The sequence below is a fragment of the Kitasatospora sp. NPDC089509 genome (assembly GCF_044749365.1).
Classification (GTDB): Bacteria; Actinomycetota; Actinomycetes; order Streptomycetales; family Streptomycetaceae; genus Kitasatospora.
In genome coordinates, this window is sequence record NZ_JBIVHS010000024.1 from 121450 (window position 1) to 143468 (window position 22019).

The following is a 22019-nucleotide window of genomic DNA, read 5'->3' on the forward strand; positions in this document are numbered from 1 at the left end:
AGCAGTGGGTGGGCCGGGTCTCAATGGCTGATTCCTGAGCCGGTCGTCCGGCGGGGCACTGTTGATGTGGTCGGACGTGTCGCCCGGTCGGGGGGTTATCCCCCGGGAAAGTGTCGGGTCGGCCCCAGAGCGTCCGGGCTGCCGCACGCGTGATCATCTTCTCAACGGGGTTCGGCATTACCCAGGTTGAGGAGTCATCACATGATCGCAAACAGGAACCGGCTGGTGGCCGCGGCGCTCGTCCTGGCCGCCATGGCGGCCCCCGCGACGGCCGCGTACGCGGCACCGGCGGCGTCCGCGTCCGCCGCCGTGCCGGACCCCGTCCGTGCGCTGGACCGGATAGCCCACCCCCTGCTGTCGGCGGAGCCAGGCACCGGCACGGCCGACCTGCGTGCCCTCGGGGCGATGGTCGGCGACGCCAAGGTGGTGGGCCTGGGCGAGGCCACGCACGGCTCGCACGAGTTCTTCGCGCTGAAGGACCGGCTCTTCCGCTACCTCGTCGAGAAGAAGGGATTCACCACCTTCACCCTGGAGATGAGCTGGTCGGCGGGGCTGCGGATCGACGACTACCTCCAGCACGGCAACGGCGACGCACGGCAGGTCGTGCACGAGACGATGGCCGACTCCCCCTGGGACCGCGAGGAGTTCGTGACCCTCGTCCAGTGGATGCGCGATCACAACATCCAGCACCCCGACCGCCCGGTCCACTTCACGGGCGACGACATCAGCGCGCCCAGGCTCGACGCCCGCGTCTTCGACGCGGTCACCGGCTACGTCCGGCGGACTCACCCGGAGTCACTGCCGCGACTGACCGAGCTCTTCACCGTCCTGCGCCCGCTCGACGATGCCATCGGCGAGTACCTGAAGCGGCCGCTCGCGGAACGCCGGCAGAACGCGGCCGAGGCGCAGCAGTTGATCGAGCTGATGGAGAGTCAGGGCAAGCTGGGCGACGGCGAGTTCGAGTTCGCCCTGCAGAACGCCCGCAACATCGCCCAGACCTACACCTTCCTCGCCATCGACCTCTCCGACCCGGCCTCGGTGACCGCCATGGAGCGCTACCGCGACCAGGTGATGGCCGACACCACGGCGTGGTGGCAGCGGCACACCGGCGGCAAGGTCCTGCTGTCCGCCCAGGACGACCACGTCGGCTATGCCGCCTCCGACCCCGCGATGTATCCGAAGACCCAGGGTTCGTTCCTGCGCGACACCCTGGGCGCGGACTACCTCGCCATCGGCACCACCTTCGACCAGGGATCCTTCCTCTCCAAGGATCAGCCGCTCCTCGGCGAATGGAAGAAGTTCACCGTTCCCGCCGCCGGCGTCGGCACGAACGAGTACACGCTCGACCAGGTCCGGTACCGCGACTACTACGCCGACCTGCGCAAGGCCCCGGTCGCGGCCCGCAACTGGCTGGACGTCCCGCGCCCGACGTACAGCTTCGGCACGCAGTTCCCGGTCACCCCGACGCCCGTGGTCGCCATCGGCCAGGCCTACGACGGCCTGATCCACCTGCACAGCGTCCGGGAGGCGAAGAAGCTGTAGCCCCGGGGGCCGGGTGGTGCGGCTGCCCGTGCGGCGGTACGGGCAGCCGCCCTCGACGATCAGGACGCCGGTTTGAGGACGACCCGGCCCACGAGGTCGGTGCTGTTCTCCAGGAGCGCGTGTGCCCGGTCGGCCTGGGACAGCGGAAACCGTGCGGCGATCCGGATGCCGATCAGCCCCTGGGCCAGCAGGTCCAGGACCGCGAGGGCATCGCGATGGCGGGCACCGCGCACACCGACGACGGTCAGCTCCAAGCGGGTGAAGTCGTTCATCGTGAGCGGCAGGTGTCCGCCCGTGCGCTGGTTGCCGGCCGCCGGACAGATCGTGCCGCCCAACCTCAGGGCGTCGACCGCCAGTCGGAAGAGGTCCGCGTCACCGGTGAAGTCGACGGCGTGATCGAACCCGGTTCCGGCGGTCCACTCCCGTAGCTCGGCCGCGGCCGCGGCCCGATCGGCGGTGACCACCACGTGGTCCGCGCCCGTCTCCTTCAGGAGAGCGGCCTTGTCGGCGTGCCGGGTCGTCACGACGACCCGGGCGCCGGCCATCCGGGCCAGGCGAACGGTGGCCTCCCCCATCCCTCCGGAGGCGCCGCACACCAGCACGGTTTCGCCGAGCCGCACGCGCAACCGGTCCAGGACGAGGCGGTGCGAGGTCGCATAGGGCCAGAGCAGCACCGCCGCCTGCTCCAGGTCGACGTGTTCCGGCAGCGGCAGCCAGAGCCGCTGATCACGCACCAGGTACTGCGCGTACGAGCCGAGACCGGCGTGGCCGGGCACGTCGACTCCGGTCGACAGGTTGCCCAGGCCCCGGTAGGTCTCCGACGCGTACGGATTCTCCGGGTGCACCACGGCGACGACGGGGTCCCCCTGCCGGAACCCGGTCACCTCGTCCCCCACCGCCACCACGGTACCCGCGGCCTCACGGCCGAGCTGCTGCGGCATCGGCAGCGCGCGCCGGCCGGGCAGCCGCTCCCCGGACAGCTGCCCCGAGCGGTACTTCAGGTCCCATCCCGAGACCGAGGCGGTGTCGACGGCGACCATGACGTCGCGGGGGCCCAGGGGCGGGAGCGGATGGTCGGCATGGACCAACTGCTCGGGTCCGCCGTGTTCGAGGACCCGAACCGCCTTCGTGGTGGTGGGAATCTGACTGTCCGTGATCATCAGTGAGCCTTTCCGAGACGGGGAGCGGCCGGCACCGGCCTGGAGGGGGTTCTGTGCAACGCGCTCGGCCACGCGCTCGGCCACGCGCTCGGCCACGCGCTCGGCAACGCGCTCGGCCACGCGGCCGGCGCCGCGGCCGGGCAGCCGGGCGACCGGCTCAGCAGTCCTTCGGCGGGATCACGGGCACGAGCAGGTACGAGGGGTACCGGCCGCCGGTGTGCACCGTGTTGGTTCCCGTGGCGTGGGCCCGGTCGGCGGGGTCGTCGTGCAGGAACCGGGTGGGGTCGCTGCGGTCGGCGGCCTGGATCACCAGCCCCAGCCGGTGGCCCGCCGCGAAGACCCTGCTGGTGGGCAGGATTTCGACCGCCGCCTCGACCGGGACCCCGGCCTGGAGCGGGCTGCGGGTGTCGTGGCGGTGCACCGGGCGGTAGGGCTCGGACCGGGTCTCGTCGAGCTCGCGGTGCGAGACCCGCAGCCAGCCCTTCACCACGGGGCCGCGGTTCCCGATGCCCGAGGCGTCCTCGAAGGTCACCTCCTTGCCCTCGGCGTCGAGGTCGATCAGCGTGACGAACAGGTCCATGTCCTCGGTGTCCGCGCTGACCCACACGTGCAGCGCGGACGGGCCGGTGAGTTCGACGTCCTCGGTGAACGGGGCGGTGAGCAGCGTGACGCCCCCGTCGGGCGCCGGATAGTCCACCCTCGCCTCGGCGGCGGGAGCCTCGGCGCCCAGGGAGCCGCGCTCGGCGTCCAGGTGGAGGCGGGTCCATTCGGTGCGCGCGATCGGCCATTCGGACTCGGCGCGCACGAAGGAGCCGCGCGGGTCGCGGATGGTCAGGCGCACCGGCGGTTCGTCCTGCCAGGCCGACTCGTCGCCGGCGACGAAGCGGTCCAGGAAGCGCTTCTGGTAGAGCCGGCTCTCCTCGGTGTAGAACGGCGTGAAGTGGTTGCCGTCGTGGATCTCCAGCCACTTGTGCTCGGAGCCGGCGCCGAGGTAGCCCTCGATGTTGCCGCGCAGGTGCAGTGGGTAGCTGGTCCAGTTGCCCGAGGACAGCACCGGCACGGTGATCTTCGAGAGGTCGACCTCGCGGGCCCGGTAGTAGTCGCGCAGCAGGGCGTGCTCGCGGAACTCGGCCGGCAGTTCGGCGTTGCCGTCCACGGCACGGTTCGGGTTGGGCGCGCCGGCGGGCAGGGCGCTCTGGTTGCCGGTGATCTGGCGGGTCCACCACTCGTCGGTGAACCGGTTGCTCAGGATGCCGCCGTGGTGCGACCAGTCGCGGTAGACGTCGATCGCGCCCTCCCAGGGCACGATCGCGGCCAGGTGCGGCGGCTGCAGTGCCGCGACGTGCCACTGTCCGATGGCGTAGTAGGAGATGCCCAGCAGGCCGACCTTCCCGGTGCTCCAGTCCTGCACCCCGGCCCACTCGATCGCGTCGTGGTAGTCCTCCCACTCGGTGGGCGAGAACAGCGCCATCCTCCCGTCGGAGCGTCCGGTGCCGCGCTGGTCGACCCGGACCACGGCGTAGCCGCGCGGCACCCACCACTCGGGGTTCGGTGTCTCCCAGGTCATGTGGGGGCCCTGCTCGTCGATCAGGCCGTAGGCGTGGGCGTTGAAGTCGGCGAAGTGGATGTCCTTGCCGTACGGGCCGTGCACCATCAGGACCGGGTGCGGGCCCGGCTGTGCGGGGCGGAACACGTCGGCGCGGAGCACGGTGCCGTCCCGGGTGGGGACCGGCACGTTCTTCTCGATCGTCATCTCGGTTGCTGCGGACACCGGGGCCTCCTCGATCCTTGCCAGAATCTCAACTGCTTTATAAAGTACTTTACATCCACTGGGAGCGCAACGAGGAGAACCGCCATGACCGGCATCACCCATCTGCGCAGCATCGACATCGCGGCCACCGACCCCGCGGAGCTGCTGCCCTTCTACGAGCGGACCTGGGGTCTCGAACAGGTCCCCGACCCGACCGCCCCGGCCGGGGGGATCGCCCTGCGGGCCCGCGGCACCGAACACCACGTGCTGCGACTGGTGCCGGGCGCCGGACGCGCACTGCGGCGGATCGCACTCGGCGCGGCGACGCCCGCCGACGTCGACCGGATCGCGGCGAAGGTCCGCGCGGCCGGCGCGGTCGTACTCACCGAACCCGGCGTGCGGGCCGACGGCGGCTACACGGTCGAGTTCACCGATCCGGAGGGCCGCGTACTCGAAGTCGGCGCCGGCCTGCCGGAGCACCGCGAACCCGCCGGCCGGGCCTTCGGCCCGGACCGGCTCAGCCACGTCGTGCTGAACTCACCCGACCTGGACGCCGCCAAGGCCTTCTACACCGACGTGCTGGGCTTCGCGGTCTCCGACACCTACGAGAACGACCTGATGGTCTTCCTGCGCTGCAACTCCCAGCACCACTGCGTGGTCCTGGCCCCGGGCGAGTGGGCCACGCTGAACCACGTCGCCTTCGAGGTCCGCGACACCGACGAGGTGATGCGCTCGCTCGGCCGGATGCGCAAGGCCGGATACGACACCATCTGGGGCCCCGGCCGCCACGGACCGGGCGGAAACGTCTTCTGCTACTTCCAGGATCCGGTCGGCAACGTCATCGAGTACACCTCGGACCTGATCGAGGTCGGCCCCGACTGGCAGGCGCAGGCCTGGCCGCGCACCCAGGAGAACGCCGACGTCTGGGGCACCAGCGGCGGCATCACCCCCGCCGTCGCCCGCGCGATGGCCAACCCCCCGACAGGAGCGCAGCGATGAAGGCGATCGTGATCGACCGGTTCGGCGCGCCCGAGGTACTGCGCACCACGCGGCTGCCCGACCCCGAGCCCGGCCCCGGCGAGGTGCGCGTGCGGGTCGGCGCCGCGACGGTCTCCCGCACGAAGGACGTCGCCGTGCGGGCCGGCCGGCCTCCCTTCGCCGAGCAGGTCCGCACCTTCCCGCACGTGCTCGGCACCGAGCACGCCGGCCTCGTCGACGCGGTCGGCGAGGGAGTCGACACCGCCCTGCTCGGCGCCCGGGTCGCGGTCTCGTCGGCGCTGCCCTGCGGGCACTGCCGGTACTGCGCGCAGGGCCGCGAGGAGGCCTGCCCCGAATTCCGCCTGCTCGGCATCCACCGCCCCGGCAGCTACGCCGAGTTCACCGTCGTACCGGCGGCGAACGTCCAGCTGATCCCGGACGGGATCACCCTGGCCCAGGCGGCCTCACTGGCCGTCAACGGCGTCGTCGCCGCGGCGCAGCTGGCCGCGGCCGGCGCCGGGCCGGGCACGACGGTGCTGGTGGTCGGGGCCGGCGGCGCGCTCGGCTCGACCGTCGCCGCGCTGGCGGCCTTCCGCGGCAGCCGGGTGATCGCGCTCGGACGGGACCCGGGCCGGCTGGCCGGTCTGCCGCTGACCGCGGCGATCGACTCCGGCCCGCACGACCTGACCGGGCGGCTCCGCTCCGCCGCCGGTGACGACGGAATCGACTGCGTCATCGACAACCTCGGAATCCCGGCGCTCTGGGACGCCTACCTGCCCGCGCTGGCGCGGGCGGCGGTGGTCGTCGTCTCCGGCGCGATCACCGATGACCCGGTGCCGCTGCGGTTCCGGCAGCTGTACCTCCACAGCCATGCGATCGTCGGCGTGCGCACCGGCAACCGGACGCACCGCGATAACCTCTGGACCGAGGTGTCCGCCGGGTTCCGGCCGCCGGACGGCTTCGTCCACCCGACCCCCTGGGACCAGGCCGCCGACGCCCACACCCGGATCGAGGCCGGAGGCGTCGGAGGCCAGCTCGTGCTCGAATTCCCGGGGGTCACCGAAAGGCCGCGCCGATGACCCGGAGAGAGACAGTGTCCCGCCGAGAACCGCACCCCGTCGCACCCCGCACCCGCACCGCCTTCCTGGTCCGGCTGCTGTCGAACACGCTCAGCCAGCAGGTGGAACGCGCCCTGAAACCGCTGTCGCTGACCCAGGCCCAGCTCGCGGCCCTGGCCCAGCTCACCTTCACCGACGAGGGATGGCTCTCGGGCGCCGAACTGGGCCGGCGGGCCGGGGTCACCGCGCAGGCCATGTCCGCCGCGATCACCGACCTGGAGCGACGCGGCCTGGTGCGCCGCAGCCCCCACCCCACCCAGGGGCGCATCCAGCGGGTCCACATCACCGAGGACGGAGCGCACCTACTGGAGCGGGCGCAGCAGCTGACCGAGCCCGTCGACGCCCGCGCACTGGCACTGCTCACCGAACCCGAGCGCGACCAGTTCCGCAGCCTGCTGCTGCGCGTCATGACCGCCTCCGGCTGCGCCCCCACGGCAGAACCGGCACCGGGCGAATGAGCCCCACCGCCCGGAGCCCCCTCGACGCCGGCCGGTCCGACGCGCCGCCCGCACCCCGGGGCCTTGCCGAGCCGGCCTCGCGGAGCGGTGCCCATCGGGCGTCCACTCCGACGTCCTCGGGGCCCAAATCGCCTCTCTGACAAGGGTGTTGACCGTATCGACTGTTCGTCTTCCGACGTCCACGACCGTTGTCGGAGTCCGGTCACGGACAGCGGCGCCCACCGCGCCGGTCGGCGGTGCCGGCCGGCGCCATCCCGCAGCGCGCCGCGTACACCACCGCCGTCCTGACGGAGGTCCAGGCGCGGCCGGATGCCGCGGGCGCCGGGGGACTGGTACCTCCGGCCCGCCGGATCGGGCAGGATGTGGTCGAACATGTCGGGGGCGAACGGGTGACGGGGGTTGCGCGATGGGGCGTACGGCGCGGCGCGGGGGCGCGGCATCGGCTGCGGTGGTGCTGCTGGCCTGGGCGGCGGCGGCCTGCACGGGGCAGGGCGGCGCAGGGGCGGCGGCATCCACGGCGACGGCGACGGCCGCTCCGACGACAGCCCCGACCGCGACCCCGACTGCGACCCCGACCCCGACGGCGCACCCCGTGGCGCTGCCCGAGCCCGCCCCGGCGTCGGCGCAGTGGATCGTCGACGAGCTGGTCAAGAACCCGCCGAAGCCCTGCCCCACCCCCAGTCTGGCGAATCTGATGGTGCTCGACCGCAGCGAGGACGCCCACGACCGGGCCGACGTGCTGTGGCTGAGGGACGACTCCTACCTGTGCCTCGCCTCGATCAGCCGCGTCAAGGGCGGCCTGACCACGGGATTCTCCTACGGCTCGATCGACTCCTACACCGCCGGGCAGAGCCCGTCGACGATCGGCGGCCTGCGGCAGCCCTCGTACTTCACGGTCTTCCCCGCCGACACCGGCCGGGTCGTGCTGCAGGACGGGGGAGCCCGGTTCGGGCCGCTCCACCAGCGCACGGTCGACCTCGGCGCCGGTCGGGCGATCACCGTCGTGCAGTACCGCTACGCGGTCGAGGTGAAGGTCGACCCCGACTCGTCGGTGGTCGAGCTTCCGCCGAGGGAGGACCCGGACCACCCCGCCCATCTGTGCCCGTCCGTCCAGGAGCCTTGCCGCCTCGCGGACGTCTACTGAACCCGCCGTGTGCGGACCGGGTGGTGGACGCTCGCTTTTCGCCGGTGCACGGGCCTTGACCCCAGGTGAGTTAAGGAACTTTACTTTCCCAGCCGGTCGACCTCTTCTCCCCCCGGAGGTGCCCAGTTGGCTGCCACCGCCCCTTCCCCCGAACTGTCCAGACGGGTGGGCCTGTTCCAGGCCACCGCCATCAACATGAGCCAGATGTGCGGCATCGGGCCGTTCGTCACCATCCCCCTCATGGTCGCCGCCTTCGGCGGGCCGCAGGCCGTCATCGGCTGGGTCGCCGGGGCCGTCCTCGCGCTCGCGGACGGGCTCGTGTGGGCCGAGCTCGGGGCCTCGCTGCCGGGCTCCGGCGGCACGTACGTGTACCTGCGGGAGGCGTTCCAGTACCGCACCGGGCGGCTGATGCCGTTCCTGTTCGTGTGGACGGCGATGCTGTTCATCCCGTTGATCATGTCGACCGGCGTCCAGGGGCTGGTCCAGTACCTGGGTTACCTGTGGCCCGGGATCACGGCCGGGCAGGGTGACCTGGTCGGGGTCGCGGTCGTCGCGCTCGTGGTGCTGCTGCTGTGGCGGCGGGTGGAGAACATCGGCCGGGTCACGGTCGTCATGTGGGCGGTGATGATCCTCGCCGTCACCGCCGTCATCCTCGCCGCCTTCACCCACTTCCACCCCTCGCTGGCGTTCACCTGGCCCGCGCACGCCGTCGACCTCACCGGCGGCGGCTTCTGGCTCGGCTTCGCCTCGGGGCTGACCATCGGGATCTACGACTACCTCGGGTACAACACCGCCGCCTACATGGGGGCGGAGATCAGGGAACCGGGCCGGGTGATGCCACGGGCGATCATCTACTCCGTCGTGGCCATCATGGGGATCTACCTGCTCCTGCAGATCGGCGTCCTCGGCGTCGTGCCGTGGCGGGAGATGCTCGACCAGGGCAACACGGCCTCCCAGTCGGTGGCCTCGGCCGTCATGGAGCGCACCCTCGGAAAGGACGCGGCGGACGTGGTCACCGTCCTCATCCTCGTCACCGCCTTCGCCTCCGTCTTCACCGGCCTGCTCGGTGGCTCCCGCGTCCCCTACGACGCCGCCCGCGACGGCCTGTTCTTCCGCTCCTTCGCGCGCCTCCACCCCCGGTACCGCTTCCCGGTGGCCGGCCTGCTCACGATGGGCGTCATCACGGCCGCGGCCTTCCTCGCCGCGCGCCACCTCGGCAACTCCGCGAAGCACCCGCCGCTGACCGTGCTGATCACCCTGCTCACCACCGTCATGGTGATCATCCAGGCGCTCGCCCAGATCGCCGCCGTCACCGTGCTGCGCAGACGCCAGCCCGGCCTCGCCCGCCCCTACCGGATGCTGCTCTACCCGGCGCCCAGCGTGGTGGCCGCCGTCGGCTGGCTCGTCATCTACGGCTACGCGGACCGGGCCAACCCGGGCCTGCACCCGATCGAGTGGTCCCTCGGCTGGGTCCTCCTCGGGCTGGCCGCCTACCTCCTGTGGTCACGCCTGGAGGGAGCCTGGCCGTTCGGGCCCAAGGAGATCGACGAGCGCTACCTGGACGACCGGCAGGCCGGGACCGGTACGGCGTAGCACCGCACCCGGCCCGGCCACAACGGCGGCTCCCACGCCCGGGGAGCGGGCGGACCGGCACCCCGTACCGCCCACCGGCGGGTACGTGATGCCGCCGCACCAGCGCACGTCGGGTGCTGAGGGGTGGGGGCCTTCTTAGAGTCGGACGGCCTGCGGGACGAGCCGCGGCCCGGCCGGCCACTGTCGATCCTGCTCCACCAGGTCGAGGCGTGACCCTAGGGGAGGTCCGCGGCAACTCAGCTGGTCGTGGCAGCTGTCCGGGCGCTGCCCTCGGCTGACAGCTCTCGTATGTGCCGTACGGCGATGAGCGGCACGCTCACGCCGATCAGATTGCAGTACGCCACCGCTTCGTAGAAGCCTCCCGCGCTGCCGGCGGCGTGTGCCGCCGCGGTGCTGACCGCGACGATCAGGCCGAAGTAGATGGCGTTGAGCACGATGGCCCGGAAGCCGCCGCCGGTCTCCTCCATGACGGTCAGCGAGGTGAGTACGGGGCCCTGGACGGCGTAGGTGAGCGCCACGGCGCCTAGGTAGCTGCCGGCGGACGCGGCCACCCCGGCGTCGCCACCGATCAGCCGCGCCAGTGGGTCGTGCACCAGCCACACCAGCACCGCGATCGCCACGTAGGTCATGACGGCGACCTCGATGCCGCTGCGCATCGACGCACGCATACGCCGCCAATCGCCTTTCCCACGCTGCTGGTTGATGGTGATCGCGGTCGCCGTCCCCAGGACCATTCCCGGCAGCAGTACGACGTTCTGCAGGGTGGACACGACCGTGAACCCGGCCACGGCGTCCTGCCCGTAGTTCCCGAGGACGCCGATGACCGCGAGGTTGTACGCGGAGATCAGGAGGAGCGACAGGGCGATGGGCAATCCGATGCGGCGCAAGTCGGTGAAGACTTCGCGCCGCCATGTCAGAACGTCCGGCGGATGCCACAGCTCGGTGCGCCGCAGCAGCACCAGCCCCATGGTCAGGCCGCTCAGACCCGCTGCCGCCTCGGCGACGGGCACCGCCGCGATCCCGACGTCGGTGCCGAGCCCGAGGCCGGCCACGAGGCCGATCCGTACGCTCGCCGTACAGACGATCAGAAGGGTGGCGTGCCGCACATACCCGTAGCCGCGCAGGCTGGACGCGCAGAGCTCCGACCCGACGGCCAGCAGACCGGCGGCGCTGGTCCAACGCAGGAAGGAGACGAACGCGTCCCGTTGCTCGGCGTCCACATGGAAGGGACCGGTCAGCAGGGGAGCCGCGATCGCGAGGACCAGGTACAGGGCCGCGCCGAGCCCGAGCCAGACCCTGGCCAGGCTGGCGGCATTCGCCATGACGTCCCGGGGACGCCCGGCCCCCTTGCTGATCGCGGCGGCGACCTGGTTGGAGACCGAGAAGCCCACGGTCACGGCGAGGACGACGAGGCTGACAGGCTGATACAGGGAGCGAATGTAAATGGCGTCACCCCCCATACGCCCCAGAATGGCGACAACACCGAGCTGGACAGCGAAATTGAGGGACTCGGCCACAAGAAGCGGAACAGCGAGGCCCGATATGGTGCGCCACACACCCCTTCCTTCATGCGTGGCCAGGGATAACATACGGACCTCCGGGAGTGTGACGGCTGGGCGTGAAGGAGGAAGAGTCGCAGGACGCTATCGACATTCACCAACGAATGTCCACAGGGGCTGGCCGGTTCAGTCCGTTGCCGTGTCGAACCGGCACGCGCTCAGGTATCCCAGGCGAGGGTCGTAGTCGAGGCCGGCTCGGATTGAGGACGTCTTCGCCGCGCTCGCCGAGTCTGTCGACCGATTGCGCCTGCGCGCGCAGGTCGTGCCGCACGCCGCGCGCGGACGATCCAACGCGCGCATCGCCCGCGAGACGGGACTGCACCTGTACACCGTGCGCACCTGGCGGGGCCGATTCGCCGAGCACGGCCTGCCGGGTCTGACCGACCGAAAGCGCACCGGCCCGCGCGTGTTCAACGCCTTGCAGACCGCCCGGGTCGCGGCACTCACGTGGTGTCCGACGATACAGAACGCCTACCGTTTCGGATCAATGACAAACCACCGGTAAGGCACTCGCACGCCGGCGACCCGAAAGGTCAACCGGATGCCGAGGAAACTGTAGCGGTTGCCGAGTACATGTCGTTCGAAGAGAGCAAAGCGCCCCATGGTGTTGCGGCAGCCGCAGTATCGATGCTGTTGTAGGCGTCGCGGACGGCGCAAAAGAGCTGACACGCTGGGACTGAAATATTGGCATTCACCGACATGCCGCGGGCCATGTCGTAGGCGTGGAATTCATACAAGGTTGCCCGGATGGCGCTGGCGCTGAATGCGGCTTTTGCCAGGAGGGCCGTTCCCACGTGATCGTAGTGGTCGCACTCGTTTGCGCTCAGGAATCCATTCTGCTGTACGACACACTCATTGATGCCGTACAGGAGCCCCTGAGTGTTAAGGGTGTACACCCTGTCAGGCATTTTCGCTTCGAGGAAGGACTTCAGTGACGAGACGATCGTCTGGTCGTCCTTGCGGGAATAGACTGAGCCCTCCGTGAATCCGGGGTAGGTCGACGCGGGCAGTCGAAGGAATGACAGCGTCAGATCCGTACTATTGTGGATCCGATATGTGTGGTACACATAATTCCCGTACTGCTGCCTGATAGTGGTATCGAAGTGTTGTACCGTATCGTCAGGAGCGTTCGCATCCAGGATTTTCTGGTATGCCGCTCTCGCGGCCTCTTCTCGTACAGACGTGACGTCATCATAATAGGATGTCATGCTCACGAGATGGACGCAGTTTCCGATGGCCCGCTGATAGCGGACGTTGTCATGCATGAACACGAGCGCATCGTCCGGATGTGCAACAATAACAACGGCATTGCTGCTGCAAGCATCTTGCGCAGATGCAGCGTGAATCCCCGTGCTGGATAGTCCAGCGATCAGGGCGGTGATCGCGGCGAACTCAAGGAGCTTTCGCAAATTACACCTCGCTTGAGGCGGCAAGAAATTTCCTGCCGACAGGCAGGTCGCATTGCAAAGGTCGGACATCCAGGCCGATGTGCGTGTGCAGCATAACGTTGAGCGCAGAGAAGCCAGGGCATGGCGGATGCGGCAACGGAGTGAACTTTGAGCCTTTTCAGCGGCCGCTCAAGAAGGTGAGACCCCAGGCAGGGCGGCGTTGTTCAGGGGATTCTGCCGCTTGCGGCCGATTCAGGCAGCTACCACGTTCGGAAAGACAACGGCTACTGAAGACCGGATTGGCCAACAACGTACCAGTGCCATGGGAGCGGCCCGCCGCTGTTCATCATCATCCACCAGGGAGGAGGGATCTACGGACACCCTCGGGAGCGGCGGGAACAGCTGCGGAGGCGTCGACTGCGGCGGCGGTCACGACCTGCCGGGGCGGCGGGCTGAGCTTCCGGTCGCGGCCCAACCGCAGGAGCACCCGGCGCCCTGGTCTTCATCCTCGCCGGCCTGTCGTGGTCCTTCGGGGGTCGGTCAGACGCCGTAGTGGATGTATGCGGCCCATCGGGTCGGCACCGCCGGTGCCCGGTCCCGCTGGCGGCGGGTTGCCCGGTGGAGCGCCTCCGCGACGGCGTCGAGGACGGGCCGTGACGTGCCGTTGCCGGTGAGGACGGCGTAGACGTCGTGTGCGACGGCGGCGGCGGTCTGATCGGTGATCGGCCAGAGCGTCCCGATCACGTTGCGGTAGCCGGCCAGCTGGAAGGCGGCGGTGAGCTGGGTGGACTCGTCCACCTGGAGCGGGTTGACGTCGGTGGTGCTGCAGGCGGACAGGTAGGCCAACTCGGCCGATTCCAGGTGCAGTTCGGTAATGTCGTGCAGGGTCAACGGGCGGGTGAGGTGGTCGTGCAGGATCAGTCGGCTGTGGGCGGGATCGCTCCGGTTGGCGATGCCGTGGCAGGCGAGGTGGACGATGCCGTGGCGCCGGAGGGCTTCGATCACGGAGTCGTGGTCGGTTTCGGTGCCCGGGGAGGGAAGAACGGCGACGTCCGGAATGAGCGCGCCCACGGCTTGGGCTTCGAGCAGCGCGGAGTCGATCGGCGGACTCTCGGGCGCGTCCGGTACCGCGACCACGACGGCTGACGGGGACTCCTCAGGTGGCCTCCGGCGGGCATGGGCAAGCGCCCGGATGCTCGGTGTGTAGGAGCTGACCACGCGGTCCATCACCGAGTCGACCCGGGGCGAGGCCGCGTGACGGCCGGCGGCGTGGAGCGGCAGGAAGGCGAGCGCTCCGACAGGGCACCACCAGATCCGCGGCCACGGTCCGTCCGCGGCGGGCGCGGCGGTGTGGCCGAGGTGCGACAGCACCGGCTCGGTGATGTTGTCCCACATCCAGCCGAGGAGGTCGAGCACGTGACGTTGCGCGATCCGGCGCTCCTGGGCCGGGCGGCTCCGGTCGACGGCCGTGCTCCGGGCCGTACGGAAGGCGTCCGCCTTCGCGACGACCCTGTCCGCCGTGACCTCCGGGGGGAGCGCGAGTGCGTGGACGCCGTTGCCGGGTTCGTCGCGCACGATCAGCGCGTGGCCCTGCTGCTCGTGGACCGTGAGGTACACGACGGGGCCGTACCCGGCTTGCTCGCACAGCTCGTCGATGGGCGGTGGTTGGAGGAAGCGCTCCAGGCCGTCGCGTCGCCGGATGCGGTCCAGTAGCCGGGTCCATTGCTGGTCGAGGTGGTCGCGGGTAGTGGCGAGCCTGCTCAGCCGGGCTCCGAGTTCATCCGTCGAGAGGGTGCCTCCGAGCGTCGTCGCCTCGTGGTCGAGGGCGTTGACGGCCCGGCGCAGCTCGTCGAACGGCTTGGCCAGGTCGGGCGCGAGGGTGCGCAGTTCGGTGAGGTCGCTGCGGGTTTCGAGCGTGCTGGCCAGGATCAGACCCCTGGCCTGCTCCAGCAGTTCGACCGCGCGCTCGGGGCGGCCGACCGAGATCGCGGCCGCGGCGGCCGTCGAGGCGAGGCCGTACACGCCGCGTAGCCGGTGTTCACGGTCGGCGCGCTCGACGTCGCGCACGATCAGCTCCGGCAGCAGCGCGACAGCGGTCTCCGCGAGTGCCATCGCCTGATGGCGGTGGCCGGCCAGCAGGGCTGATCGCGCGGCACGCTGTGCCGCCCTGACGCGGACCACCGGCGGGGCGCCGGGGACGCGGGCGGCCGCGGAGTAGACGCTGACGTACTCGCGTGCCGTGGCCGGGTCACCGGTCCGTTCGGCCAGCAGCACGAGCACGTCGCCGAGGTTCGACAGCAGGGTGGCGCGCTCGGGAAGGCCCGGCGGTGCGGCCTCGACGGCGTTCCGGGCGAAACGCTCGGCCTGCGTCAGATCCAGGCCGGTGACACCCGCTCGGGTCGCGGCCTCCAGCACTCCGGCCAGGTTCGTCAGGACTTTGACACGGTCGGGGTGGTCCGGCGGGGCGGACGCGGCCGCGTCCGAGGCGGCGCGCACTGCGCGATCGAGGAACTGTCGGGCCCCCGTCCGGTGGTACAGCCCCATCAGAGCGTTGACGAGGCTGGTCAGGCGCTCCACGTACGCGGGATGGTCGTACGGTGTGGCGTCGCGGGCGTTGTCGGCCGCGCGCACCGCCTCCTGCATCGTCTCCGGGTCGCCGTCGAGCCGGCCGAGGAGGCTGAGGGCCCGGCTCAGGATGGACTGGCCCTGGGCGCGCTCGGGGTCGTTCGGCGCGAACGCCTCGACGGCTTCGCGGCCGAGTCGCACCGCCTCGCTCGCCGTGGCCCGGTCGTGGGTACGGTCGGCGAGTATCGCCAGGAGGTTCGCCAGGTTCATCCGGTACGTCGCGAGGTGCAGGAACGGCGGCTGGAGAGCGTCGATCGCGTCCCGCCCTGCCTCCACCGCCTTTCGCAGGAGCGGGAGTTCGCCGGTGCGCAGGTGATCGAGCAGGTACGTGGTGGCGAGGACGTTCAGCGCTGTCGCGCGATTCGGGTGTCCGGCGGGCAACGTGGCGACCGCGTCCCCGGCGATCTCCAGGGCCTCGGCCAGTGCCTGTGCCTCGCCGCTCAGCTCGTACAGCGCCCGTAGTGCGTTGCCGAGACTCCCGCGGAGCGCGGTGCGGTCCGGGTGGTCGATCGGGGTGACCTGTACCGCCCGTCGACCCACCTCGACCGCCTCCCGGAGGGCGTCCGGGTTGCCGGTCCGCTCGTGGACCAGCCGCAGGGCGACACAGAGCCGGATCCGGTAGCCGGTCTGGCTGCCGCTGCCCGCCGGAAGCGCGTCCAGTGCCGTCCGGAAGGCCGTGGTGGCCGCTTGCAGGTCGGAGACGTCCCCCAGCCACTCGTACGCCGTCCGGAGGGTGTCACCGAGGGAGACCAGCAGGGTCGCGCGGTCGGGCTCACCGGGGCCCAGGGCGCGCAGCGCGGCCCGGGCGGCCCGGCCCGCGTCGCGCAAGTGCGCCGGGGCCGCGGTCAGTTCGAAGAGCTGTGTCAGCAGTTGACTGGCGTTGAACTGCCGGGCCAGGAGTTCGGGGTCGCCGGGCGGAGTGCCGGCGGCCGCCTCGCGGTAGGCGGTGGCAGCCTGCTGAAGCACCGTCACCTCACTGTCCAACTCGAACAGCCACTGCAGCGCGACGCCGAGGTTGGACAGGCAGCTCGCGCGGTCGGAGTCCTGTCGGGGGATGGCCCCGCTCAGCTGCCGGTAGGCCGTGACGGCGCGCAGGAGGGTCTGCGGATCCCGGGTGCGCTCGTAAGCGAGGAGCAGGTCCAGGGCGCGCTGCTTCATCTCCTTCGGAGTCACGAAACGGCCTCACCGGTGGCTGCGACGGTCTGCTGTGGCATGATCGTAGCGTGCATGACATCCCCCTGGTGATACGTCAAATCGGTATTCTCTGTTCTGAGTTGGCATCGGACGACACCCTCAAGGGGTTGCTCGACGAATCAGGCCTCCCCGAGGACACGTGGGCACGGATCATCATGGCCGTGCGCCGAGGTGAGACGGAGGAACTGACCCCGCTGCTCGAAACGCTCGAAGACGTGGCGGCGGCCGCGGGCCTCGACGGTGTCACCGTGCAGACGCGCGCGTACCAGCCGCTGCCGGCCACCGCGCCCCTCCTGCGTACGGTCAGCGGCTGGCGCTGTCCACATGTCCGGCCCTGTGAGCGCCTTGAGATCGGGGCCGACCCTCGGACCGAGCGCCGGTGCGAGCTGACCGGCGATCCGCTGACGTGGGCGAGCGTGACCAGCGGGTGAACGGATTGCTGGACGAGCTGGGCAAGAAGGTCGTCGACCGGTGGCTGACCACGCTGCTCCTGCAAGGTCTGCTCTGGGTGTGCACCGCCGTGCTGGCCTGGCAGCTCGGCTGGGCGCACGCGCTGGACCCGGGTGCGGCCGCTCCGCTGCTCCGCCGGCTGGGTGGCGACCATCCCGCTGCACAGAGCGCCGCCGTGGTGGCCGGGATGCTGATCGCCGCCGCGGGCGCGGGCATGACGGCGGCGGGGCTGGCGGCCGTGCTCCGCGGACTCCGGCCGGCGGCGGCGCGGAGCGGGCTTGCCCGGTGGCTTCGCGCCCGCCGGGTCCGACGCTGGGAGCGGGCCGGGGAACGTGCTGAGCGGCTTGAGGCTGAGGCGCTGCGTGCCGCCGTCGGCTCGGTGGCCGTCGGTCCCGAGATCGCCGAGGCGCGGGCCCGCCAGTCCGCCGTCAGCCTGGAGCGGCCCGAGAACGCCACCTGGGTCGGCGACCGGCTGCGGGCCAACGTGATGCGCATCCACCGGGCTTACGGTCTGGACGTGACGCTGATGTGGCCGCGGCTGTGGGTCGTCCTGCCCGACACGGTGCGTACCGACATCGCGGCGGCGCAGTCCTCCTACGCGGCAGCGGACGGGCTTGCCGGTTGGGCCGTCCTCTACGCTCTGCTCGGCCTGGTGTGGGGCCCGGCACTGGTCATCGCCGCCGTCGTCGTGGCCGTGGGCGCTATGCGTGCCCGCTCCGCCGCCGACATGCTCTGCCAGCTGGTCGAGGCCGCCGTCGACCTCTACGGCCCGGCGCTCGCGGAACAGTTGCGCATTCCCTGTGAGGGTGCGCTCACGCCCGCGATCGGTGGCGAGATCGACGCGATCCTGCGCAAGGAGCCTGCGCGGCCCTGACCTGCCGTGCCGGTCACTGCTCACTTCTGCCAGGTACCGATGCCGTCCCAGACGGACTCCACGTATCGCAGGATCCCACGGTCCATGGCGGCGACCCGCTCGGCCACCGCCAACATCAGGTCCGTGCCGCCGTCCCGGTGGAGGTGGTGGCCGAGCGAGCGGAGCTTGACGTGGTCGAGGATCCAGTCGGCGATCTGCCCCTCGTTGTACAGCAGCGTGTCGAGGTGGCGGCCGTTCAGCAGCCGGCTCTGCTGTGCTTCGGACAGGGTGCGGGATCGGCGCTCGCCGGCGGTCGCCAGCCCGATCACCCGGCGGGCCGCCCGGTCCAGCGGCGGTTCCTTGACATTGTCCCCCAGCTGCTCGTCCGGTTCGTTCGCCTTCTTGACCAGGGCCGAGATCTTCTGGAGGTTGCGCAGGTTGAGATGACAGCCGGGGCACCACACCTCGGCGGGGATCGTGATCGCGAAGTGGCAGGCGCAGCGCAGGACCGCCCCGGTGGTCGTGCCGACCTTCTGCTGCGGGACCATGTGACCCGCACCGCACCCGGGACAGGCGATCGGGAAGGTCAGCGCGGGGCCCGCCCCGGTCTGACGGCAGCCCGGGCATTCCCCCGACCCGGGGGCGAACTCGCCTCCGTTGGCCGCGTAGCGTTCGGCCAGCCTTTCGTTGACGTCCGGCACGAGCCAGTCGCAGACGGAGCAGAACAGCTCGGCGTCGTAGCGGAAGGAGAGCCGCTCGCAGGCGCTGCAGTTCGAGATGCGGACGCCGTCACGTGCCACGGCGCCGGCGATGGAGCGGACGACCACGTCGGGATGGGCGGTGAAGCACGCCGGGCAGATCGGATGCACGGCCGCGCACGCCCCTTGATGGGCGAAGGCGCACAGATCGCGGTGGACGGGGCCGCACGAGAAGTCGTGCGGGGCATGGGGACAGTCCGTGCGCTGTCCGGCGACCGCATCCGTCCCGGGCTCCTCGGGTCGTGCCACCGCAACTCCTCTGGCTGTCCTCGATCGGATGGACACGACTAGTCGTTCGGCCCGGTGGTGAGGGCGTCGCCCGCGAGCCGGCGCAGGATCGCGTCGACGACCTCCACCTCGTCGGGCTCCATCGACTCCTGGTACAACGGCGGGCCGGCCGTGCCGTAGGCCAGGCGCTCCAAGGAGGCGGCGAACGGATAGGAGGGGTGGCCGTACTCCCGGCGCAGTTCGTCGAGGATGTACCGCACCGTCCGGTCCTCGCGGCGGCCGGCTCTCCGGCAGCCGACCACGTGGTCGATCACCTCGGCCGCCGTGCGGTCGGCGTACGTCCGCGCGTTCGCCGCCTGCGGGCCGAAGCTCGTTGCCTGACCGGCCGTCGCCTGGAGCGGGACCACCGTCTCCCCGCAGCGGTCGCAGGACGGACGGCGCGGTTCGAAGGGCAGGTCGACGGCGGGAACCAGGCAGTCCACGCAGAGGAGTCGGCCGCAGCCCCCGCAGATCAACGCCGTACCGCGGATGTTCTCCGGCGTCGAGAGGAGGACAGCGCCCGGCTGCACCAGGCGTACGGTGATGTCGGTGCGACAGGAGCCGCACTCGACCGTCTGACGGTCCGCGAGACCGTGGTCGGTCTCCGGCTCGCTACTGGGCGGCCGTGGCTGCGGCCCGAACTGCGGATGATCCCCCGAGGCGAAGCCGGGGTGGGCGGGCCCGGGGGCCAACACCCCGTCCCCCTGGCCGACCACGCCGAACACCTCGTCGTCGCGCAGGACCGCGTCCTGGCTGCGAGGCCCGGCGACGAAGACGACGCGGCTCCGGTGCCAACTTCCGCCGGAGCGCGCCATGACCTGCTCGGCGATCGTGACGAGCTCGCCCTCCGCCGCTTCGACCATCCCGTGGCACCCGTCCACCGTGGCGCCCGTCCTCCGGTCGACGGGGTTCACCCAGCCGCCGTACCGACGTTCGACCTGGAGGCGGTAGTGGTAGACGGCGGTGGGCGCAGGCAGCGGGCGGGGCGCCTCGGAAGGCCCTGACGGTCCCCGCCTCCTGATCCACTTCAAGGTCTGTTGCCATCCTTTTCGGACGAGCCGACTCTCCAACGGGACTGCTCCGCGCCGATGTTGACGATGATGCCAGTCAACGACCTCTACTGGAGGAGTTTTGACGAACCGTCAGCAACTGTCGTTTCATCTGCCTGAAGCTTGAATCCGATCAACTGCAGTTGTCCATGGGTCAGTTATCGCCGAAGTCGAGCACCACGACGGCGGGAGCCTGGCCGCTCCACCGCTCAGCGTGGGTCTCGACGCGCCCCATCCGGCCGTCACCACCGCCCGGGCCCGGATCCCACCTCTGAGGCCTCGCTGACCCGCCCGGCAGCCGCCGCTGTCGTCGGCGTCGGGTCGGTCGGCTGCGCGCGCTGCCGGGTGGCGGGAGGGTTGTTCCTCGCACTCGGCCGGGGTCAACAGGTCCTCATCGCCCGCACCCGAACCCGCAGATCCGCTGCTCAGAAGTGTCCACATCTCAGGGTGAAGCCCAATATCGAGCTAGCCCCTGTGGCCGGATGGCGCAGTCTGCGACTGGGCTGTCTCGGTGCCACCAAGAGAGAGGGGTCGTCCGACCCAGCTTGAAGCTCTACCGTGAGTCACGGCTGGGGCCGACGTTCCACCTCGGCCGAACTCGGCTCCGTCGGGGTGCGATTGGGTGGAGGTCGGGTTCCACGCGCTGCCGACCGGGGGAGCAAGGGGAGGACTCGTGCACGAGATAGGCCTGTACTACCCGTACTTCCACGTACGCGACGACCAGTGGCTGAAGCTGGCGGCTCTCTACCTGCCGCAGGTCGCCCGGATCCGCCCGCAGGACTACCCGGTTCGCGATTCTCCGACAGCCGCTGCCCTGCGCGATGGTCTCGGCTTCCTCCTCGACGTCGATCCTGCTCGGCAGGCCGTGGCGGTAGCAGTGGAGTTCAAGGAACTGCTGGACCGAGAAGAGCGGGCCCTGCGGCGGCGATACCGCTTGGCCATCCCTGAGGACGCCGATCCCGGGCGCTGGGAAGGGCCTTGGTTCCAAGATGAGAGGAACATCGCCTGGATCCACCGGTCACAGCTGGGGGACACTCCATGGATCGAGGACGGGGATCTTGTCGACCGGATGCGGGACCTCGGTCTGGCCGTCAACGTGCGTGTCGACCCCCTTACCGGGGTTCGGGACGACGTGAAGTGGGTGGGTATGCATCCTCACCTTGTCGCCATCTATTCCTGTGTACTGGCCGACCGGGTCGCCCGAGCCAACGCGCTCACTCCCGTGACCGATGACCCGCAGCTGTTCACCCTTCCCCGCCAGGGGACCGTGGAGGAGCTTGCCTCGGCCCTCTTGGGCAACCGTCGCCGAACCGTCGGTCCGATAGTTGACCTGTACGCGTGTGCAGCGTTGCAGGCCGTCATTCCGCAGGACATCCTGCAGGTACCCGTCGAGGCGATCGTGCGAGCCCGTCGAGAGCTGGCCGACGAGTTCGATGCCTTCCGCGCTCACCTCCAGGGCATGGGCGAGGACTTCGCCGAGCTCGGAAGTGTCGAAGACCCGGCGATCCTGCAAGCGCGCGTAGAGGCAATGGTCAATCGCGACCTCACCAAGCCGACCCGGGAACTGGAGCGAGGCCTGCGCACCCTGGGTATGACACCCGTCCGTGCCGTACTGGGCCTGAAGTCCCTTGAGCTGCCAGCGATAGCAGCACTGTCCGCGCACGCACTTGATGTCTCGCCCGTCGCCGGAGCTGGTGGAATGATCGCCGTACAGCTGTTCTCCTCCACCCGGGCCGCACTGCGAACCTCGGCCGAACAGCGGACGAGCGCTGCAGGGTACCTGCTGAGTCTGCAGCGGGAGTTCGAATCGGCAGGTCTACTCACCGTTCTCCGTCGAGGGCCACGGATGAGTCGGATCAGGCGGATGCTCGGTCGTTGACGCCCACGACTCGAAGGAGCCCGACCCGGTCTGCCCATCGCGCTCCTCCCACCGGCGCTGGAGCAGCATGCCTACGACCTGGTGGCTGCTTGTAGAGGGTCGAAACCTGGGGGCGGTGGGACAGTCATGCCTGGCATCATGGCTCCCGTGACTATGTGTCGAAAGGCCGATGCCGCGTAGACGGCCATGCGCGCTGCGCGCTGAACTACGGGTCTCCCGCGTCTGGGGGCCAGCCCCGCCCTTCCGGATTCACG

At 70.5% G+C, this 22019-nt stretch carries 17 protein-coding genes; 10 read left to right on the top strand and 7 right to left on the bottom strand.

The window, feature by feature from the left end; translation table 11 throughout:
- Nucleotides 1-201: 201 nt before the first annotated feature.
- Nucleotides 202-1542, top strand: a complete 1341-nt coding sequence (locus ACIP4P_RS35465; protein ID WP_400925623.1) for an erythromycin esterase family protein — start codon at nt 202-204, stop codon at nt 1540-1542.
- Nucleotides 1543-1601: 59 nt separating this feature from the next.
- On the opposite strand, the gene ACIP4P_RS35470 is transcribed toward ACIP4P_RS35465, so the two are convergent.
- Nucleotides 1602-2702 carry a zinc-binding alcohol dehydrogenase family protein gene (locus ACIP4P_RS35470; protein WP_400925625.1) on the bottom strand — a complete coding sequence of 367 codons (1101 nt, stop codon included), beginning with the start codon at nt 2700-2702 and terminating at the stop codon, nt 1602-1604.
- A gap of 157 nt (nt 2703-2859) precedes the next feature.
- Nucleotides 2860-4473 carry a CocE/NonD family hydrolase gene (locus tag ACIP4P_RS35475; protein WP_400925627.1) on the bottom strand — a complete coding sequence of 538 codons (1614 nt, stop codon included), beginning with the start codon at nt 4471-4473 and terminating at the stop codon, nt 2860-2862.
- A gap of 84 nt (nt 4474-4557) precedes the next feature.
- Here ACIP4P_RS35475 and ACIP4P_RS35480 point away from each other — a divergent pair, with 84 nt between their 5' ends.
- The 5 genes from ACIP4P_RS35480 (at nt 4558) to ACIP4P_RS35500 (ending at nt 9743) form a co-directional block, all read left to right on the top strand.
- The gene (locus ACIP4P_RS35480; protein WP_400925629.1) at nt 4558-5451 is read left to right on the top strand and encodes a VOC family protein; all 894 of its coding nucleotides are present in this window, start codon (nt 4558-4560) and stop codon (nt 5449-5451) included.
- Entirely contained in the window at nt 5448-6509 is a 1062-nt protein-coding gene (locus tag ACIP4P_RS35485) for an alcohol dehydrogenase catalytic domain-containing protein (RefSeq protein ID WP_400925631.1), read from the top strand. The genes ACIP4P_RS35480 and ACIP4P_RS35485 overlap by 4 nt, the downstream gene beginning before the upstream one ends.
- A 14-nt stretch (nt 6510-6523) precedes the next feature.
- Nucleotides 6524-7006, top strand: coding sequence for a MarR family winged helix-turn-helix transcriptional regulator (locus ACIP4P_RS35490; RefSeq protein WP_400925633.1), 483 nt, complete (start codon nt 6524-6526; stop codon nt 7004-7006).
- A 592-nt stretch (nt 7007-7598) separates the two neighbouring features.
- Nucleotides 7599-8150 (top strand): hypothetical protein, encoded by a 552-nt coding sequence (locus ACIP4P_RS35495; protein WP_400925635.1) that lies wholly within the window; start codon nt 7599-7601, stop codon nt 8148-8150.
- 126 nt (nt 8151-8276) lie between these two features.
- Nucleotides 8277-9743: an APC family permease gene (locus tag ACIP4P_RS35500; RefSeq protein ID WP_400925637.1), complete on the top strand. Its 1467-nt coding sequence runs from the start codon at nt 8277-8279 to the stop codon at nt 9741-9743.
- A gap of 236 nt (nt 9744-9979) precedes the next feature.
- Here ACIP4P_RS35500 and ACIP4P_RS35505 read toward each other — a convergent pair whose 3' ends face one another.
- The gene (locus ACIP4P_RS35505) at nt 9980-11299 is read right to left on the bottom strand and encodes an MATE family efflux transporter (RefSeq protein ID WP_400925639.1); all 1320 of its coding nucleotides are present in this window, start codon (nt 11297-11299) and stop codon (nt 9980-9982) included.
- Nucleotides 11300-11543: 244 nt separating this feature from the next.
- On the opposite strand from ACIP4P_RS35505, the gene ACIP4P_RS35510 reads away from it, so the two are divergent.
- Nucleotides 11544-11807 (top strand): helix-turn-helix domain-containing protein, encoded by a 264-nt coding sequence (locus ACIP4P_RS35510; protein ID WP_400925641.1) that lies wholly within the window; start codon nt 11544-11546, stop codon nt 11805-11807.
- Nucleotides 11808-11835: 28 nt separating this feature from the next.
- Here ACIP4P_RS35510 and ACIP4P_RS35515 read toward each other — a convergent pair whose 3' ends face one another.
- Complete coding sequence (locus ACIP4P_RS35515; protein ID WP_400925642.1) at nt 11836-12711, bottom strand: hypothetical protein; 876 nt, start codon at nt 12709-12711, stop codon at nt 11836-11838.
- Nucleotides 12712-13230: 519 nt separating this feature from the next.
- Nucleotides 13231-16473, bottom strand: a complete 3243-nt coding sequence (locus tag ACIP4P_RS35520) for a CHAT domain-containing protein (protein ID WP_400925644.1) — start codon at nt 16471-16473, stop codon at nt 13231-13233.
- Nucleotides 16474-16538: 65 nt separating this feature from the next.
- On the opposite strand from ACIP4P_RS35520, the gene ACIP4P_RS35525 reads away from it, so the two are divergent.
- Both ACIP4P_RS35525 and ACIP4P_RS35530 read left to right on the top strand, forming a co-directional pair.
- Nucleotides 16539-16940 (top strand): hypothetical protein, encoded by a 402-nt coding sequence (locus ACIP4P_RS35525; protein WP_400925646.1) that lies wholly within the window; start codon nt 16539-16541, stop codon nt 16938-16940.
- Complete coding sequence (locus ACIP4P_RS35530) at nt 16937-17833, top strand: hypothetical protein (protein ID WP_400925648.1); 897 nt, start codon at nt 16937-16939, stop codon at nt 17831-17833. Before ACIP4P_RS35525 ends, ACIP4P_RS35530 begins: the two co-directional genes overlap by 4 nt.
- A 20-nt stretch (nt 17834-17853) precedes the next feature.
- On the opposite strand, the gene ACIP4P_RS35535 is transcribed toward ACIP4P_RS35530, so the two are convergent.
- Nucleotides 17854-18819, bottom strand: a complete 966-nt coding sequence (locus tag ACIP4P_RS35535; RefSeq protein ID WP_400925650.1) for a hypothetical protein — start codon at nt 18817-18819, stop codon at nt 17854-17856.
- A gap of 38 nt (nt 18820-18857) precedes the next feature.
- Complete coding sequence (locus ACIP4P_RS35540; RefSeq protein ID WP_400925652.1) at nt 18858-19751, bottom strand: hypothetical protein; 894 nt, start codon at nt 19749-19751, stop codon at nt 18858-18860.
- Between the two features lie 808 nt (nt 19752-20559).
- On the opposite strand from ACIP4P_RS35540, the gene ACIP4P_RS35545 reads away from it, so the two are divergent.
- Nucleotides 20560-21765 carry a DUF6236 family protein gene (locus tag ACIP4P_RS35545; RefSeq protein ID WP_400925654.1) on the top strand — a complete coding sequence of 402 codons (1206 nt, stop codon included), beginning with the start codon at nt 20560-20562 and terminating at the stop codon, nt 21763-21765.
- The last annotated feature ends 254 nt before the right edge of the window (nt 21766-22019 follow it).

What these genes read in the sequence shown, in the direction of transcription:
- ACIP4P_RS35485 (WP_400925631.1), top strand. Translation starts at nt 5,448, where the DNA reads ATGAAGGCGATCGTGATCGACCGGTTCGGCGCGCCCGAGGTACTGCGC.
- ACIP4P_RS35470 (WP_400925625.1), bottom strand. Translation starts at nt 2,702, where the DNA reads ATGATCACGGACAGTCAGATTCCCACCACCACGAAGGCGGTTCGGGTC.
- ACIP4P_RS35520 (WP_400925644.1), bottom strand. Translation starts at nt 16,473, where the DNA reads ATGAAGCAGCGCGCCCTGGACCTGCTCCTCGCTTACGAGCGCACCCGG.
- ACIP4P_RS35480 (WP_400925629.1), top strand. Translation starts at nt 4,558, where the DNA reads ATGACCGGCATCACCCATCTGCGCAGCATCGACATCGCGGCCACCGAC.
- ACIP4P_RS35465 (WP_400925623.1), top strand. Translation starts at nt 202, where the DNA reads ATGATCGCAAACAGGAACCGGCTGGTGGCCGCGGCGCTCGTCCTGGCC.